Below are 16,882 nucleotides of genomic sequence, written 5' to 3' on the forward strand. Positions count from 1 at the left end.
AAAAGAACCTGACTATGTCAATACTTGCGTTTCAAATGCCGGAGAAGGTTGTAATGGAAAAGGCCGATGATTTTCACGGTACTTTTACCTTCAAGCCTCTGGAAAAAGGATATGGTGTTACAATGGGTAACGCGCTCAGAAGAATTTTACTTTCTTCGTTAGAGGGTTACGCCATAACAGGTGTTAAGATTCCTGGTGTATTACATGAGTTCTCAACCGTAGAGGGTGTAGTTGAAGATGTAGCTGAAATCATTTTGAACCTGAAAATGGTTCGTTTCCGCAAGATCAACGACAATAACGATACTAAGATTACAGTTAGCGCTAAGAAACAAAAGCAATTGAAGGCTGGCGATATCGCCAAGTTTACTTCAGCTTTTGAAGTATTAAACCCTGAGCACGTAATCTGCAACCTTGATGAGTCTGCCAATATTGAAATTGAGTTGACTGTTGAGAAGGGCAGAGGTTACTTGCCTGCAGAAGAAAACAAGCCTAACGAACAAGTTTTTGGATTCATTCCAATCGATGCAATTTTTACTCCGGTAAAAAATGTAAAATTCAGCGTAGAGAACACCCGCGTTGAGCAAAAGACTGACTACGAAAAACTGGTTATCGAAATACAAACAGATGGTTCAATCCATCCTGAAAAAGCATTAGAAGGAGCAGCTCATATTTTAATTCAGCACTTCCGTTTATTCTCTGATAAACCTATCGAGCAGGAAACCGGTAAGAATGCAGAAGAGGAAGTTGTTGATGAAGCCATGCTTCACATGCGCAAATTATTGAAGACTGGTTTACATGACCTTGATCTTTCAGTACGTGCATACAACTGCTTGAAAGCAGCTGATGTAAAAACATTAGGCGAACTTGTTCAATTAGAGATTTCAGACATGATGAAGTTCAGAAACTTCGGCAAGAAATCATTAGCTGAATTAGAGCAACTAGTAGCAGATAAAGGCCTGACCTTTGGTATGGACCTTTCCAAATATAAGTTGGACGAAGATTAAGAGAATTTTGCGATCATGAGACACGGTAAGAAAATAAACCACTTAGGAAGAAAGCATAGCCACCGCGCGGCATTATTGTCGAACATGGCATCTTCCCTGATTATTAATAAGCGCATCACTACCACTGTAGCGAAGGCCAAAGCTTTAAAGAAATATGTTGAGCCTTTGCTTACTAAAGCAAAGACTGACTCTACTCACTCACGCAGAACAGTGTTCTCTTACCTTGGCAACAAGGAGTCTGTGAAAGAATTGTTTGGTGAAGTAGCCTCAAAAATTGCTGACAGACCAGGTGGATACACACGTATTATCAAGTTGAGCGACACACGTATTGGTGACAATGCAGAAGTCTGCTTGATGGAGTTAGTTGACTTCAATACACTTTACACAAAAGAAGGTGGCGAGAAGAAAGCTAAAACCAGAAGAGGTCGTTCTAAGGCGAAGACAACAGCAGAAGGTACTGAAGTCACTGCGGTAGAAGAAAAGCCAAAGAAGGCTAAGAAGGCTGATAAAACTGAAGGCGAAGCGTAATAGTGGAGCACAAAGCACATATAAAAGGGATTGAGTCTGACTCAATCCCTTTTTTGTTTGTTGTGGTGTAGCCTCAGTAGCGTTTGGCAGATTGAGTTTGCCCCTTTGCTGGTCAGGTTCAAACGAATGCAGAAGTTTATTCCTTTTTAAAGGGCAGTATTAATATTAGAAACTTATTTTTGTTAAAGCGTAGTTAAATGAAGGCAGAAAAGAAAGCATATTTATTACTGGAGGACGGCTTCCTCATTGAGGGTGTTGCCGTTGGTAAATTGGGTACAAGTGGTGGTGAAATTTGTTTCAACACTGGAATGACCGGCTATCAGGAGATTTATACGGATCCATCGTACTTCGGACAGGTGGTAGTAACTACATCCGCGCACATCGGTAACTACGGAACTATAGATGAAGATCAGGAATCTAATCACACACAAGTTGCAGGAGTTGTGATTAATGATTTTTCAGAAGATCACAGCAGAAAGGGAGCTAATGATAGTCTGCAGGCCTACCTTGAAAAGAATAATGTTGTGGGTATTGCTGGTTTAGATACACGCATGTTGGTGCGTTATATCCGTAGTAAGGGTGCCATGAATGCTTTAATCTCATCAGAGCTTACGCCTGACGAAATGAAAGAGCGCATTAAACAAGTACCATCTATGGATGGCCTTGAATTATCGTCTGTAGTGTCTACCAAAGAGCCTTATTTCTTCGGTGATGAAAATGCGCCTGTTAAGGTGGCTGTGTTAGACCTTGGTATTAAACGCAATATTTTAAAAAATCTTTCCAAACGTGGTTGTTATTGCAAAGTGTTTCCTGCAAAAACTTCCTTCGCTGAAATGGGCAAATGGAACCCTGATGGATACTTTGTTTCCAATGGTCCTGGCGACCCTGCTGTAATGGACTACGCTATTACAACTGTTAAGGAAATACTGGCCGCCAACAAAAAGCTTTTCGGCATTTGTTTAGGGCATCAGATACTTGGTCTGGCTTCTGGACTTTCAACCTATAAAATGCACCATGGTCATCGTGGTTTAAACCATCCGGTGAAAAATTTATTTACCGGACTTGGTGAAATGACTTCACAGAATCATGGCTTTGCTATCAGTGAAAAAGGTATTGATAAGAACGAAAAAGTTGAGGTAACACATCTTCACCTGAATGACAATACCATCATGGGTATCAGAAGAAAAGATAAAGATGCATTCAGTGTGCAATATCACCCTGAGGCTTCTCCAGGACCACATGATTCAGCTTACTTGTTCGATCAGTTTATTGAAATGATCAGAGCTAAAGAATCAGTAACGAGATAATTTTAAATTTCAAATCTTAAATTTAACATTGACATGAGTTTAATCGAAAGTGTACATGCCCGCCAGATTTTAGATAGTCGCGGTAATCCAACAATTGAAGTGGAAGTAACTACTTCAGCCGGTGCGTTTGGTCGTGCCGCTGTGCCGTCTGGTGCTTCTACAGGAACGCACGAGGCTGTAGAGCTTCGCGATGGTGATAAGAAAAAGTACATGGGTAAAGGTGTACTGAAGGCTGTTAACAATGTAAATACTAAAATAGCAGAAGCCATTGTTGGTTTTCCTGCTTACGAACAAAACCTGATCGATAAGATCATGATTGAATTGGATGGTACACCTAACAAAGCAAAGTTGGGAGCCAATGCAATTCTGGGTGTTTCAATGGCAGTAGCTAAGGCTGCAGCGATGGAGTCTGGGTTGTCATTATATCGTTATATCGGTGGGGTAAGTGCGAATACACTGCCTGTACCCATGATGAATATTCTGAATGGTGGTAGCCATGCAGATAACTCAATCGATTTTCAGGAGTTTATGGTAATGCCTGTGAAGGCTGATACTTTCTCTGATGCATTACGCATGGGGACTGAGGTGTTTCATACTTTGAAGAAGGTATTGCACGATAAAGGGCTTTCAACTAACGTTGGCGATGAAGGTGGTTTTGCACCTAATATCAAATCAAATGAAGAGGCAATCGAAATTGTAATTAAGGCAATTGAGAAAGCAGGCTACAAGCCAGGTGTGGATATTTTCATTGCCATGGACGCAGCTGTATCTGAGTTCTACGATGCAAAATCAAAAACCTATACTTTCCACAAATCAGACGGCAAGAAATTGAAGTCTGATGAGATGGTGGAATACTGGGCTAAGTGGGCGAAGAAATATCCTATCATTTCAATTGAAGACGGCATGGCTGAAGATGATTGGGATGGCTGGAAGAAATTGACAGATAAAGTTGGAAGCAAAGTACAACTGGTAGGTGATGATTTATTTGTAACTAACGTGAAGCGTTTGCAACAAGGTATTGACACAGGTGTTGCTAACTCCATTCTTGTTAAAGTAAACCAGATTGGTTCTTTAAGTGAGACAATAGCTGCTGTAAACCTGGCTAAGAATAATTCATACAAGAGTGTAATGTCGCACCGTTCTGGTGAGACTGAAGATAATACCATTGCTGATTTAGCGGTTGCGTTAAACACGGGCCAGATTAAAACTGGTTCTGCTTCACGCTCAGATCGTATGGCTAAGTACAATCAATTAATTCGCATTGAAGAAGAATTGGGCGAGACAGCTTACTTCCCAGGTTTGAAATTCTAAGCATAATTTTTTTTAAGTGTCTTGGTATTAATCCGGATCAAAGTCCGGGTTGCATACCAAGACATTTTTATTTAAGGTCCTCCGTTACTGTAGCCGACTTCCGCAGGCTGTAGCATTGTGCTACACATTTTTAAACAGTGATTAGTTTAAAGTGCCCTAAAATCGTTTTAATCAAGGTTTGAAATGCTGGCACACCTTCTGAAAAGGAAGTGATATTGATAAACTTAAAATAACAATACCATGAAAAAATTATTCTTCACAATCGCATCATTAATGTTTGTAGCTGTTGTTTCTGTAAATGCACAAGATGCTGCTAAAACTGAAACTGAAAAGTCTGAAGTGACAACAACTGAAACATCAACAGTAGTAGCACAAGAAAAAACAAAAATTAAAGCGGAAGAATTGCCGCAAGCAGTTCAAACCACGTTGGCTGGCGACACCTATAAGGGTTGGGAGGTTGTTAATGCCTATGTATTGAAAGATAAAAATCAATATGAAGTGGAGTTGAAGAATGGCGCTGAGAATAAAACTTTCAAGTTTAGTGCAGACGGAAAAGTGGTGACTGAATAATTTGGGTTTTTCCAGGCCAATCATCAGAAAGCCGGATATTTTTCCGGCTTTCTTTGCTATTTTCACTGCGTATGAAAAGTATACTGTTAATTGAAGATGATTCAACTTTCTCACGCATGATCAGTATGTTTCTGACGAAACTGGGATATGCGCTTACGGTGGCTGCAGACGGAAAAGAGGGGCTAAGAAAATTAGAAAGTCAACCATTTCATCTGGTGCTGCTTGACTACAGATTACCAGATACCTTGGGTATAGATTTATTAAAAGAGATCAAGCTGGAAAAACCAGAGGTACCTGTTATTATCATGACCAGCTTTTCGGATTTGCGTACTGCCGTACGTTGTATGAAAGCAGGTGCTTATGAATACATTACCAAACCTGTAAACCCAGACGAATTACAGCTCTTAGTTCAGCAGGCTTTAAGTAAATCAAGTGATGTAGTTGCTCAAACTACCCCCATAATAAAAAATACTTTTTTTGAAGGCACTGGTGCTGCTTCGAAAGAACTGCTGGCATTAGTAAATGTGGTAGCGCCTACCGAGTTAAGTGTAATTATTGAAGGTGAGAGTGGCACTGGTAAAGAAAATGTAGCAAACACCATACATCGTTTAAGTAAACGTGCTGCTGGACCCTTTGTAGCTTTAGATTGCGGAGCTTTATCAAAAGACCTGGCAGCCAGTGAATTGTTTGGTCATGTGAAAGGATCTTTTACAGGTGCCTTAAATAATAAAGTAGGTCAATTTGAAATGGCCAATGGTGGTACTTTATTTTTAGATGAGGTGGGTAATCTTTCTTACGAAGTACAAGTAAAGTTATTAAGAGCTGTACAAGAACGAAAGATTCAGCCGATTGGCAGCAATAAAGAAATTAGTGTTGATGTAAGAATTATTACTGCAACCAATGAGAATTTGCTGAATGCCATTCGCGATGGAAATTTTAGAGAAGATCTGTTTCATCGTTTGAATGAATTTAAAATTAATGTGCCTTCATTGCAACAAAGAGGTAAGGATGTAATTGGGTTTGCTGACTTTTTCAGAGAACAAGCCAATCAGGAATTACAAAAAAATATTTCAGGCTTTAGTGATGAAGTACTGGACTTCTTTCAGTCTTATAGCTGGCCGGGTAACTTGCGCGAACTAAAAAATTGTGTACGAAGAGCAGTGTTATTGAGCACTACAGCCCAAATTCAAATGGCTAGTCTGCCACCAGAAATGATACAATCGTCAAAGCACGAGTCTGTTGACACGATGAGTGTAAATGAATTTGATCTGAAGGCAATTCAGGAGAAAAACGAACGTGAAAAGATTATTCAAATCCTGCAAGAAGTAAGGTACAACAAGTCTAAGGCTGCTAAGCTGCTGAATATCGACAGAAAAACCCTTTATGCAAAAATGGAAAAATATGGCATTAATTGAATCGCTTACCCTTGGTTCAATTGAGTGATTATTTTTTTTACAGATAATTCGGCAAGATTAATTTTTTGCTGAAGTAAGTGCAGTGCAGTGCCATTTTCTAAGGCCGTTTCAATCAGCTTTAGTTCACTACCCAAGCTTGTGGCACCTAGTTGGCTACAGCGGCCACTAAGTCTATGAATGACCTCCCGTACAGCACTTGCCTCTTGGGCAGCCATACCTTGTTGAAGCATAAGTAAGTCATTTTCTGTGTCACCAATGAATTGTTGAATAATTTCTTGTCTTGCTTCAGGATCTCCCATGGTAAGTCGATCTAAAAGACTAAAATCAAATGCTGCTTTGGTTATTTCCTTTTCAGTTACTGAAGTATCCATTGAAAATAACTGTAGCAAGTCTGCTTCTTTAAAGGGCTTGATTAATACTTTATCAAAGCCTGCTTCCAGTAATTGCTGCTTTTGCTCAGGCAGGGCATGGGCTGTAATGGCGATAAATTTTGTGGACTTTTGTGTTTTTTCTTTCAGTAAAACAATAAGCTCATCACCGCGCATACCGGGCATTCTGATGTCAATCAAAATATGTGAGTACGACATCAGGTCCTTTCTTTGAAGGGATTGTTGCGGGTGTTGAAAACTATTGCATTCAATAAGATGGGCCTTAAAAATACGTTCACAAAAACGTAAGATCAGAGCATCATCATCAATGATCAACACCTTTGCTTTTAAATTGTGTAAGGTATGAACAGTGTCTTCTACCGTCTTGCTACCTGCAGGTGCTTTATCGAATCCTAAAGTGACTGTAAAGAGTGCCCCTGCACCCGGTGTGGAGTCCACTTCGATTTTCCCATACTGTGCCAGTACAAGTGATTTTACAATAGCCAAACCAATACCTGAACCTGCTCTTGCGTATTGGTTAGTATTAATTATTTGTTCAAACTCCTCAAAAATCTTTGTGTGATTCTCAGGGTCTATTCCTATGCCAGAGTCGCTGATCAGGAAACGACAATTTTGCCGGTAAGCGGTATTTTCGATAATAGCTGTAAGTCTTACAAATCCTTCCTCCGTAAATTTGATGGCGTTCCCCAGCAGATTGAAAAGAATTTGTCTCAAGCGATAAGGATCCCCAAGTAATACGGTATCGATGGGGCCTTCGATTGTCGTTTCAAAGTGAAGCCCTTTTTGTGTCGCCTGAATTTGTATGCTTTTGCTTACATCTTCTAACACTTTGCTTAGTGTGAAGCGTGTGCGTTGTAAAACCAGTTTACCTGAATCTATTTTAGTGAAATCCAGAATTTCGTTAACCACGTGCAGTAGATGATCTGAAGCTTGTTGTATGGCTTTTATTTCTTCACTTGATGAATATTGCGTAGCTGCAAGTTCACTGAAACCAATGATGGATTGTAAAGGCGTCCTGATTTCGTGACTCATGTTTGAGAGGAACTGCTGTTTTAGTTTTCCCAGATTTTCAGCTTCCTCTTTTGCCTTGATAAGCTGCTGCCGGTAGTACCGTGTTTTAGTAATATCCAATAATATAAGAAAAAGCAGAATGACGGAGCTGGGCACAAAAATGAGTACAACGATAGCAATAAGTTTTGTGCTCCTGGATGCTAATGCTGAGGCTACTGAATAATTGAACTCTATCTTTTGAAGCTCTTCCTGCTCCACATCTCTTACAATACCGATTACCTGAGTAAGTAATTTTGTATTTTCATCAATAAAGTCAATTTCACGCTGAAGTACTATTTTGCTTTGAAGACGTTTATCGGCTTCGAGATTTTTAACAATTTGCCCTATTTCTTCAATGGCATTATTTTCACGATACACTGAAAGGGTGTCGGTAGTTGTACTTAACTCCTCTTCAATTTCAATGCGTGGAAGCGCTTCATCCTTTTTCTTTTTTTTGCTGAACAACCTGTTGAAGAAACCTTTTTCTTTTTCTTCATCCTCTATATTTTCATAACGCTTGGTTGTCACTTTTTTACTAGTAGTCCTCACACTAGTATCAGCACCGGCTGTGTAATTGATTAAATATTGAGAGAGTGAATCTAATTGGTATGAGGTACGAAAATTTAGCGAAGAGCTTAGTTTGGCTTGCAGGTAAGTCAGAAAAAGTTTGTTGCGTTTTTGCAAAATTCGCCTGATGTCAGCAAGTCGTTCGTATTGTGTGCTGTCGCTCCAGCTCAGGTTATCCAGGCTATCCAGTTGCGCCATCAGGGCTTTGGATTCTTGTAGAAAGGTAGTTGTGGCGAGACGTGGATTTTTGATTGCCTTTGCTCTCAGCTCCTGATCGAGACTGGTAATCTGCCTGAAAAAGTTGTTGAGTGATTCTATTTTGACATTAGGCTCAGCCAGCCGGTCTACTGTTTGTAATAATTCATTAAAGCTATAGTAGGTAATTAAACCGGCAAGACTGATAGCAAGGATAGCAATACAAAAAGCCGCAATGATTTTTTGTTTTGTTCCTTGAAGGAAGCTTACTTTTTCAGAATCAAACATGTATCCGGATATACAGATTATTCCCTAATATAAGAAAAGCATAAAGAGTGGAGAACCACTCTTTATGCTTTTCGATGGATGATCGTTTAGATGGTATCTTCCAATGATGCAATTCGACTCTGGGCTTCTGATTTTCCAAGTGCGTAAGACATCTTGTATAATTCTAAAGCTTCGCGTTTGGTATCTTTTTTCTTGCGTGGCGCCAGCTTGGTTCTTGCTGCAGCCAGTTCCATTGCTTCAGCTTGTGCAAACAGCAGGTCGGCTTCTTTCTGTTTAGCCTCTGTGCTGATGTTGATGATTTTACTATCCAGTGAAGCAATGTTCTCATCTTTTAACTTTAGCATGGTGTTTTGTTGCACTACTACTGAGTCTTTCTGAGTCAAGTTCATGGAAAGTAGCTGGTTCTCTTGCTTCATTTTATCAGCCTCTTCTTGCAAAGCGGCCACTTGTAACGAACTTGCTTCTAAATCGGCTTTTAACTTTTTAATAGTTAGGGCATAACCAGAAGATTGATTTTTGATTTTTTTCTCCAATGACTCCAACTTATCAGTGGTCTGGCGAATGTAATCATTGATGTTACTCAGCCTGTCCGTGTACTGTTTGTATGAAGTTCCCTCTACCATATTGGTGTGCAGCACTTGTCTGTTGATGTCAATAGAATCCAGCAGGGCGCCAACATTTTGCAGGGTTAATAAAAGTTCGTCCTGCTCCTGTACTTCAACATAGAGAGAGTCAACTTTTGCTTGTAACGCAATTTTTTCTTTGTTATCGCATCCCCAGAAAGCTACCACCAGAAATGCCAGTACTATCATGTTCGTTTTCATATTCATATTGTTTCCCCAGCTACTTACAAAAAGCGTGACACAGGTCTGTGCCAATAAGAAAATTAGCTGATTTTACACTTTGGTTGCTGTTTTTGGCGTTGAAGTGCAAATGACTTCAGCGATTGACTTCGGGGAATTGCCCCATTCCTCCACAGGTTGGGGATATTGTATTCGCTAAGCACATTTTGCTTAACTTTCGGAATTAACTGCTTTTGCTTATCTTAGCTATCATTTTTTAAACTATGTTGAAAAGAGTACACCCCATTTTTCGCAACTTTTATGTTGTTGGGACAGTCTTCTTTCTTGTATGGATGTCTTTTTTAGATCAAAACGACTTCCTGTCCAGATTCAGGCTAACCGCCAAACTCCGCTCTCTAAATGCAGAGAAGGAGTATTATCAGGAGAAGATTGAAGAGGTACAAAAGGATCATGACGATCTTTTTGGTGACCGCGAATCCGTTGAGAAATTCGCGCGTGAAAAATATTTAATGAAAAAAGAGAGCGAAGAAATCTTTTTAGTCGTTGAAGAATAAATGAAACACGCACTTACCCTGATCGTTGCGATTATTTCCATTAACCTTGCTTTTGCACAACGCGAAATAGGGGAGGATACCGGATGGGGTCTGAAGGACAGGATGTACGTGGGAGGTGGTCTGGGTATGGATGCCGGACGCGACTTTAATGGCAACCGCTATTTCTATGCACAAGTGTCACCAATACTTGGTTATATGCTGACCCCCAAACTTTCTACCGGGCTTGGCATTAATTACACCTATTTAAAATATACAGACCTGGATCTTTCAACTTCTCAATATGGGGGTAATCCCTTCTTGCGTTACAACGTAACCCCTGAGCTATTTGCACTTACTGAGTATAGTTTCATAAGTGTTGACCCCGATATATTAAACGATAATAATAAGCGGGAAGTCTTCGATCGTTTTCTATTGGGTGCCGGTTACATTCAAAGAATAGGCGCACGTGGCGCTATTAACTTTGTTGCCCTTTACGATCTTAAATTCTCAAATACAGGTCCCTTCGGCTCGCCTTGGGTTTTCAGGGTTTTCTTCTCCTTCTAAAAAGCTACACCCATTTTTTTTCCCAACTCGGTCAGGTCTTCCACCACTTTGGCATTAAGTGGTATGCCTTCGGTTAAACGTACTTTCTCCATCTCTCTTTCCGGATCGCCAGGAATCAACACACGATCTTTGCCTGCTACAGTTTTGGCACTTCTGAAACGCGTAATCCATTTGTCCATGTGTGCTTTAAATTCATCAGCAGGCCTGAAGGCATCTACACGCATGGCGCCAAAGAAATGTCCGATGCCCTGGCCTACAGGATCAGCCGGTGGCTGCAGAAAAGCAACAAAGGGAGGTACCCATGGGCCGTAGTTAGCACCCGAAAGTACGGCAGAAAATATATCGACAACAGAGCCTAAAGCATATCCTTTATGACTGCCGTGTTCATAATCGCTACCCAGTGGAATAAGTGCCCCGCCATCTTTTAACTCGTGTGGATTAGTTGAGGTGTTACCATCCTTGTCTTGTATCCAGCCCGTGGGTGCTATTTTATTTTTTCGCTGAAGAATTTCAAGCTTGCCGTTAGCCGCAGTTGTTGTAGCAAGGTCGGCTACAAAAGCTGGTTGTTCTTTTGCCGGTACAGCAACGGCAATAGGGTTTGTTCCCAATAGGCGTTCCGTTGAAAAAGTAGGCGCCACCAATGGACTTGCATTGGTCATGGCCATGCCAATCATATCATGTTGTAATGCCATCATCGCATGATAGCCTGCAATACCGAAGTGGTTTGAATTCTTGACAGAAACCCAGCCGGTGCCTGCAATCTTAGCTTTTTCTATAGCGATTTGCATGGCTTTGGGAGCAACGACCAAACCAAGCCCGGAATCACCATCCACTACGGCTGTACTTGGGGTCTCATACACTACCTTTACATGGGCTTGCGCGTTAATCCGTTTGGCCTCCCAAAGTCTCACATAACCGGATAAGCGGGCAAGTCCGTGAGAATCAATTCCGCGTAAATCAGCGCTAAGCAATACATTTGTTGCCAATGTTGCGTCTTCTGGGGAGCAACCAATTTTTGTAAAAACAGTTAGTGCAAAGGATCGAAGTTGCTCAAAAGGGAAGTGAACGTCTGTCATAACGCAAAGATAGAACGAAGCTTAAATATTTTTGAGTTCTGGTATGGAATTAGCCCTTTAACTGCATCTTCTTTGTAAATTTCTATATATGAGAAAACTTATGTTAGTAGCCTTGTTTGCTGTAATGCACTTACAAGGTCATACACAAACCGAACAACGCGTTGAAAGTAAAATTACCGATGTAACTGTGTTTTTAAATAAAGCCCAGGTTACAAGGCAAGTTAGCACCAGGGTAGGCGCGGGGCGCAGCACATTGGTGATCAGCGGTCTTACGGCAGTCCTGGATCAACAATCTGTACAAGTATCGGGTAAGGGTAAAGTGGTGATCGAAGGGATCTCACATCGTCAGAATTTTTTAAATGACTTTAATATGCCTGCCAGGTTAAAGTCACTAAAAGATTCTGTTGAGTTATTGCAAAGGCAAGTGCAATTGGAGCAAAGCCAGAAAGAAATACTGAACAAGGAAGAACAGATGTTGCTCAGCAATCAAAAAATTGGTGGCACGCAAAGTAACCTGACGGTGGCGGAGTTAAAAGGAATGTCTGACTTTTTCAGAGCAAGAATGACGGACATTGTAACTACGCGAATGAAGCATGATGATAAAATTAAAAAATCAAATGAGCGTATTGTGCGCTTACAACGCCAGATTGCAGAGCAGCATGACATGTATAGCCGCAATACAAGCGAGATAGTAGTGGCGCTTTCGGCAGAGGCTGCAACCGCTGTTGAGTTAGAAGTAAATTATGTGGTTAATAATGCCGGCTGGCAACCTGTGTATGACTTAAGGGCTACCAATACCAAAAGCCCGGTTCAACTTAACTACAAAGCAAATGTTTATCAGAGCACAGGCGAAGAATGGAACAATGTTAAGCTTACCCTGAGCACTGCAAATCCCAGTGAAGGCGGTTTAAAACCAGAACTCTATACATGGATGCTTGATTTCTACAATCCACAACCCATCTATGGCAGCAGAAGAATGGAAATGCAAAGTAAATCAGCTCCTCGTGGCATGGTTGCAGCGGAGGAAGTTTCTGTATTGGCTGACGATATGAAAGTGTCTGAAAGTACTGCTGCTTTTGTAAGTACAATCCAGACGTCACTCAATACGGAGTTTGCCATTAGCTTACCCTATACAGTTTCTTCTGCTAATAAACCAACGATGGTCGATATCAGAAGTTACGAGATGAAAGCTAGCTACGTATATTCAGTAGCACCTAAGCTTGATAAGGATGCATTCTTACTGGCGAAGGCCGTAGGCTGGGAAGACTTTAGTTTACTACCTGGTGAAGCAAACATCTTCTTTGAAGGCACTTTTGTAAGCACCTCATTTATCGATCCTAATTCTATCAAGGATACATTGGCTATTTCGTTGGGTCGCGATAAGCGTGTAGTGGTAAAACGTGAAAAACTAAAAGATTTCAGCAGCAGAAAAACCATAGGCAGCAATCAAAGGGATACCTATACGTTTGAGATATCTGTACGAAACACCAAATCAGAATCCATTCAGCTCGTTGTGGAAGATCAATTGCCTGTATCCATGAATAGCCAGATTGAGATAACCGCATTGGACAACGGTGGCGCCAGGTATAATAAAGAAACTGGTAAGCTTGTTTGGGACTTAACTTTACAACCCAATGAGACAAAGAAATTCCAGTTTAAATACGAAGTAAAATATCCCAAAGACAAGCAAATAAGCGGTCTGGAATAGAAAAGAGGCCCTCATAGGAGGGCCTTTTTTAATCATATAATTCAGGGCTGAAGGACAATTGTATTCTTGTTTCCTATTCGTACTTTTGAATTCCAATTAAGCCCCCTGTCTATAATTATGCTTAAACCTCTTTTAAGAGCGGTTTTACTAATCGCTTTTGCTTCGGGCCTTGCCAAGGCACAGGACCTGGACTCATTATTGAATGTAAGTGCTTTTACAGCAGAAAGTGATCTGCAAAAACAACTTAACCAATCTACCAAAGTAGGTTCCGGATTTTCGCTCACCACAAGGGAAACGCCAGGTATTGTAAGTGTCATCTCGCGTGAAGACCTGGAGAATTCAGGTGCACGCGATATCACCGATGTACTACGCCTCATTCCGGGCTTCGATATTTCGCAAGACCTGCAATTTGTACAAGGCGTAAGCTTACGCGGTAACTGGGCAAACGAGGGCAAGGTGCTCTTTTTGTTAGATGGCCAACCTATGAATGACCTGCTCTACCAGACGGTGGCCCTGGGTAATCGGTTTCTGATTGAGACGATAGAAAGAATTGAAATAATTCGTGGACCTGGTTCGGCTATTTATGGTGGCTCTGCAGAGTATGGCGTAATTAATATCATCACGAGAGCAGCGAATTCGTTAAACGGTGTGGCTGTATTTGCATCGGGTGGTTTACACGCATCATCGGTAGGACGCAGTAATGCAGGTGTAATGCTTTCGCAAAAAAATAAAGACTTTTCGTGGGATCTCACGGCCTATCAGGGTAAAGCAATAGCCAGCGATGGTGATTACCAGGATTATTTTGGAGAGTCGGAGCCTGTGAATCTGACAGATCTTGCTTCGTCAGATCCAACAAATATAAACCTTGGTGTAAAGTATAAAAACGCCTATGTGCGTGGTGTGTATGATAATTTTGAGGTGACGGATCCGACAACGGAAGTTTCTTACCAGAGTTATTTTCTTGAGGCTGGTTATGCATACGAAGCAAACGATAAACTTACGCTGTCGCCTAAGTTTCAAATGCAGAAACAAAATCCGTGGGATTACGATTATTTTGATACACCTGAAAACGATTTTGACACCGATGCAAGCAGAGTGCTCGGACAATTAGACGCCAACTATGATATAAGCAGAAGAGTAAATCTTAATATGGGGGCACTTTATTTTCAGGATAAAGGGGTTGATAAACTCAATGAAGAAACGCTCAAACTAAAGAACTATGCATTCTATACACAGGCTTTATTCAAACATCGTCTGGCAAATGCTACCCTCGGTTTCCGTTTTGAAAAAAATAATCGTTACGATGGTGCCTTTGTACCACGCATGGCCCTAACCAAAAAAATCGAAAATTTTCATTTTAAACTTTTATATAGCAGAGCTTTCCGCTCACCCTCAATACAGAACGTAAAGCTTGACACAACGGGTGCTCTTCCTGAAATTTCTGATGTTTTTGAATTAGAGATGGGCTATCAGTTTACGCCAGAAATGTTGCTCTCAGTCAATGCATTTTATCTGTCAACAAAAGATGTACTCATTTACGGGTTTGAAGAAACAGATATCGATTTTAATGAGTGGTATGAAAACTATGACAAGTCAGGAAGCCGCGGACTGGAATTGATTTATAGCTTGCGAAAAGCTTCATGGTATGTTAACGCAACCTATTCTTTTAGTGAAGCATTGACAGGGAATACAGTTGATAAATACAACGTAATACAAACAACTAAACAATATGCAGGTCAGTTGGCGCACAAGTTTACACTGCAGGCTAATGTGTATGCAACCAAAAAGTTATCGGTTAATGTTTCATTGGTAGCAGGTGGTAAACGTTATGCTTATTTAGCAGATCCTACAGGTAACGGCCCCATATCCGAAGAATTACCTTCCTATACACTGGCCAATCTTTTCTTAAACTACAGAGATTTACTTCCTGGCCTGAATATTGGAGCAGGTGTTTATGATTTATTAAATGAAAAACCAGCCATTGCCCAGGCGTATAATGGCGAATTTGCTCCTATACCGGGTAGAAGCAGAGAGTTCATAGTTAAGTTATCCTATCAATTAAACTTCAAGAAAAATGAGAAGTAAGTTTATTTTACTGTTGATATATGCAATGGCATTCAGCTTTGTTGCGAAGGGTCAAACTACCAATTATCAGGCGTATTCTGTTTTTGTGTATGGTATGACCAAGTATATGTCCTGGCCTTCATCAAATAAGACAGAGTTTGTGATTGTCGTATTTGGCAAATCAAAGGTGCATGATGAAATGATGAAGGGACTTTCCGGAAAAACAGTAAATGGTTTGCCAATAAAAATTGTTCAGGCAGAAGATATTTCGTCAGTAGGAGAGCCTCAGATACTTTATGTGTCAGAAGGTAAGAGCGGACAGTTGGATGAGATTAAGAAATTAACTTCTGGAAAAGCGGTATTGATTATCGGAGAACGCGAAGGCCTGCACAAGAAAGGGGCAGGTATGAGCTTTATTGCGATTGACAATAAATTGCGCATCGACATTAACAATGTTGAACTGACAGGCAGAAACATAAAGACCTCTACGCAAATGCAGGCACTCGCGCATGAAATTATTTAGTGCAGATTAGTAACGAGATTTTTTTCAAAAAGAGTCAGCAGTCATGCTGGCTCTTTTTTTATTTTAAGGACGCGAGTATGCCTTCCTTCAGTGCATAAGTAGATACCCTTATTTGCTTGAAGCTGTATTTATCCAGCAGAAAATTGATCATGCAACAGGCCACCACAATCATATCTACCCGCATTTCGATCATGCCGGGAATCAGCATGCGGTCTTGTCTGTTTTTCATGCGTAGTTCTTCGTAGATATCGTAGAATCCCTGAATGGTCAGCGGTGTTTCAATGTCTTCCTGGCGGATGTTTAAATCATGCTTGATACAATGAATATCACTCAGGGTGTCAAAAGTGCCCGAAGAGCCAATGAGTGATTGGGGTTTCCATTGATGGAGTGCTTCAAATAAGGCAGGTAATTGTGCAGCGAAATACTGGTTGAGTTGATTGATCTCCATCTGATCAATAGGATCAGTGCGATGAAACATTTCTAATAAACGCTGGGCGCCAATTTCAAAACTTTGCTTCCACACAATGTCAGTATCGTTGCCGATAATAAACTCCACACTGCCACCACCAATGTCCATCACCAAAGAATAATCCTTACCCAACGCAAGTCCTGAGCGCACACCCATAAAAATCAGTTCCGCCTCTCTTTCCCCTGAAATGATGTTAATATCAATACCTGCTTTTTCTTTAAAAACACGCACTGCATCAGATGCATTTTTTGCATTGCGAAGCGCACTTGTGCCAAAGGCAAAAATGGCTGTTGCATCATGTTGATCGATGGTAGTTTTGAAGCTGGATAAGGCGCGTGCAGCCCGGTCGATGGCATCAGACTGAATAATTCCCTCATTAATACCACCCTGGCCTAAACGCACCGCCAAACGTTCGCGATAGATAAAAGCGTAGTGTTCTTTAACCTTCTCTGCAATCAGCAGGTGAAAAGTATTGGTTCCAAGGTCAATAATGGCTATTCTTTCCTGCATATTTTTGG

At 40.9% G+C, this 16,882-nt stretch carries 15 protein-coding genes; 11 read left to right on the plus strand and 4 right to left on the minus strand.

What is annotated here, in order from left to right; all coding sequences use genetic code 11:
• Positions 1 to 14 precede the first annotated feature (14 nt).
• The 6 genes from ACO1XM_RS18855 (at position 15) to ACO1XM_RS18880 (ending at position 6,135) form a co-directional block, all read left to right on the plus strand.
• Positions 15 to 1,004, plus strand: a complete 990-nt coding sequence (locus ACO1XM_RS18855; RefSeq protein ID WP_486231888.1) for a DNA-directed RNA polymerase subunit alpha — start codon at positions 15 to 17, stop codon at positions 1,002 to 1,004.
• 15 nt (positions 1,005 to 1,019) lie between these two features.
• Entirely contained in the window at positions 1,020 to 1,532 is a 513-nt protein-coding gene (gene rplQ, locus ACO1XM_RS18860) for a 50S ribosomal protein L17 (protein WP_486231890.1), read from the plus strand.
• 197 nt (positions 1,533 to 1,729) lie between these two features.
• The gene (carA, locus tag ACO1XM_RS18865; RefSeq protein ID WP_486231892.1) at positions 1,730 to 2,839 is read left to right on the plus strand and encodes a glutamine-hydrolyzing carbamoyl-phosphate synthase small subunit; all 1,110 of its coding nucleotides are present in this window, start codon (positions 1,730 to 1,732) and stop codon (positions 2,837 to 2,839) included.
• Between the two features lie 33 nt (positions 2,840 to 2,872).
• Positions 2,873 to 4,150, plus strand: a complete 1,278-nt coding sequence (eno, locus tag ACO1XM_RS18870) for a phosphopyruvate hydratase (RefSeq protein WP_486231894.1) — start codon at positions 2,873 to 2,875, stop codon at positions 4,148 to 4,150.
• Between the two features lie 240 nt (positions 4,151 to 4,390).
• Entirely contained in the window at positions 4,391 to 4,720 is a 330-nt protein-coding gene (locus ACO1XM_RS18875; RefSeq protein WP_486231896.1) for a hypothetical protein, read from the plus strand.
• 71 nt (positions 4,721 to 4,791) lie between these two features.
• Positions 4,792 to 6,135: a sigma-54-dependent transcriptional regulator gene (locus tag ACO1XM_RS18880; RefSeq protein ID WP_486231898.1), complete on the plus strand. Its 1,344-nt coding sequence runs from the start codon at positions 4,792 to 4,794 to the stop codon at positions 6,133 to 6,135.
• A gap of 5 nt (positions 6,136 to 6,140) precedes the next feature.
• Here ACO1XM_RS18880 and ACO1XM_RS18885 read toward each other — a convergent pair whose 3' ends face one another.
• Both ACO1XM_RS18885 and ACO1XM_RS18890 read right to left on the minus strand, forming a co-directional pair.
• Entirely contained in the window at positions 6,141 to 8,624 is a 2,484-nt protein-coding gene (locus ACO1XM_RS18885; RefSeq protein ID WP_486231900.1) for an ATP-binding protein, read from the minus strand.
• Between the two features lie 86 nt (positions 8,625 to 8,710).
• Positions 8,711 to 9,448 (minus strand): hypothetical protein, encoded by a 738-nt coding sequence (locus ACO1XM_RS18890; protein ID WP_486231902.1) that lies wholly within the window; start codon positions 9,446 to 9,448, stop codon positions 8,711 to 8,713.
• Positions 9,449 to 9,690: 242 nt separating this feature from the next.
• Here ACO1XM_RS18890 and ACO1XM_RS18895 point away from each other — a divergent pair, with 242 nt between their 5' ends.
• Both ACO1XM_RS18895 and ACO1XM_RS18900 read left to right on the plus strand, forming a co-directional pair.
• Positions 9,691 to 9,981, plus strand: coding sequence for an FtsB family cell division protein (locus ACO1XM_RS18895; protein ID WP_486231904.1), 291 nt, complete (start codon positions 9,691 to 9,693; stop codon positions 9,979 to 9,981).
• Positions 9,982 to 10,524 (plus strand): hypothetical protein, encoded by a 543-nt coding sequence (locus tag ACO1XM_RS18900; RefSeq protein WP_486231906.1) that lies wholly within the window; start codon positions 9,982 to 9,984, stop codon positions 10,522 to 10,524. It begins immediately after the preceding gene.
• Here ACO1XM_RS18900 and ACO1XM_RS18905 read toward each other — a convergent pair.
• Positions 10,521 to 11,600, minus strand: coding sequence for an Ldh family oxidoreductase (locus tag ACO1XM_RS18905; RefSeq protein ID WP_486231908.1), 1,080 nt, complete (start codon positions 11,598 to 11,600; stop codon positions 10,521 to 10,523). The genes ACO1XM_RS18900 and ACO1XM_RS18905 overlap by 4 nt on opposite strands.
• 88 nt (positions 11,601 to 11,688) lie before the next feature.
• Here ACO1XM_RS18905 and ACO1XM_RS18910 point away from each other — a divergent pair, with 88 nt between their 5' ends.
• The 3 genes from ACO1XM_RS18910 to ACO1XM_RS18920 all read left to right on the plus strand — a co-directional run bounded on the left by ACO1XM_RS18910 (position 11,689) and on the right by ACO1XM_RS18920 (position 15,895).
• Positions 11,689 to 13,308, plus strand: a complete 1,620-nt coding sequence (locus ACO1XM_RS18910) for a DUF4139 domain-containing protein (protein ID WP_486231910.1) — start codon at positions 11,689 to 11,691, stop codon at positions 13,306 to 13,308.
• 117 nt (positions 13,309 to 13,425) lie between these two features.
• The gene (locus ACO1XM_RS18915) at positions 13,426 to 15,393 is read left to right on the plus strand and encodes a TonB-dependent receptor plug domain-containing protein (protein ID WP_486231912.1); all 1,968 of its coding nucleotides are present in this window, start codon (positions 13,426 to 13,428) and stop codon (positions 15,391 to 15,393) included.
• A complete protein-coding gene (locus ACO1XM_RS18920; protein ID WP_486231914.1) occupies positions 15,383 to 15,895 on the plus strand; it encodes a YfiR family protein in 513 nt (170 codons plus the stop codon). Before ACO1XM_RS18915 ends, ACO1XM_RS18920 begins: the two co-directional genes overlap by 11 nt.
• A gap of 58 nt (positions 15,896 to 15,953) precedes the next feature.
• On the opposite strand, the gene ACO1XM_RS18925 is transcribed toward ACO1XM_RS18920, so the two are convergent.
• The gene (locus tag ACO1XM_RS18925; protein WP_486231916.1) at positions 15,954 to 16,874 is read right to left on the minus strand and encodes a Ppx/GppA phosphatase family protein; all 921 of its coding nucleotides are present in this window, start codon (positions 16,872 to 16,874) and stop codon (positions 15,954 to 15,956) included.
• Positions 16,875 to 16,882: the final 8 nt, after the last annotated feature.

This window comes from Chryseotalea sp. (assembly GCF_057350905.1).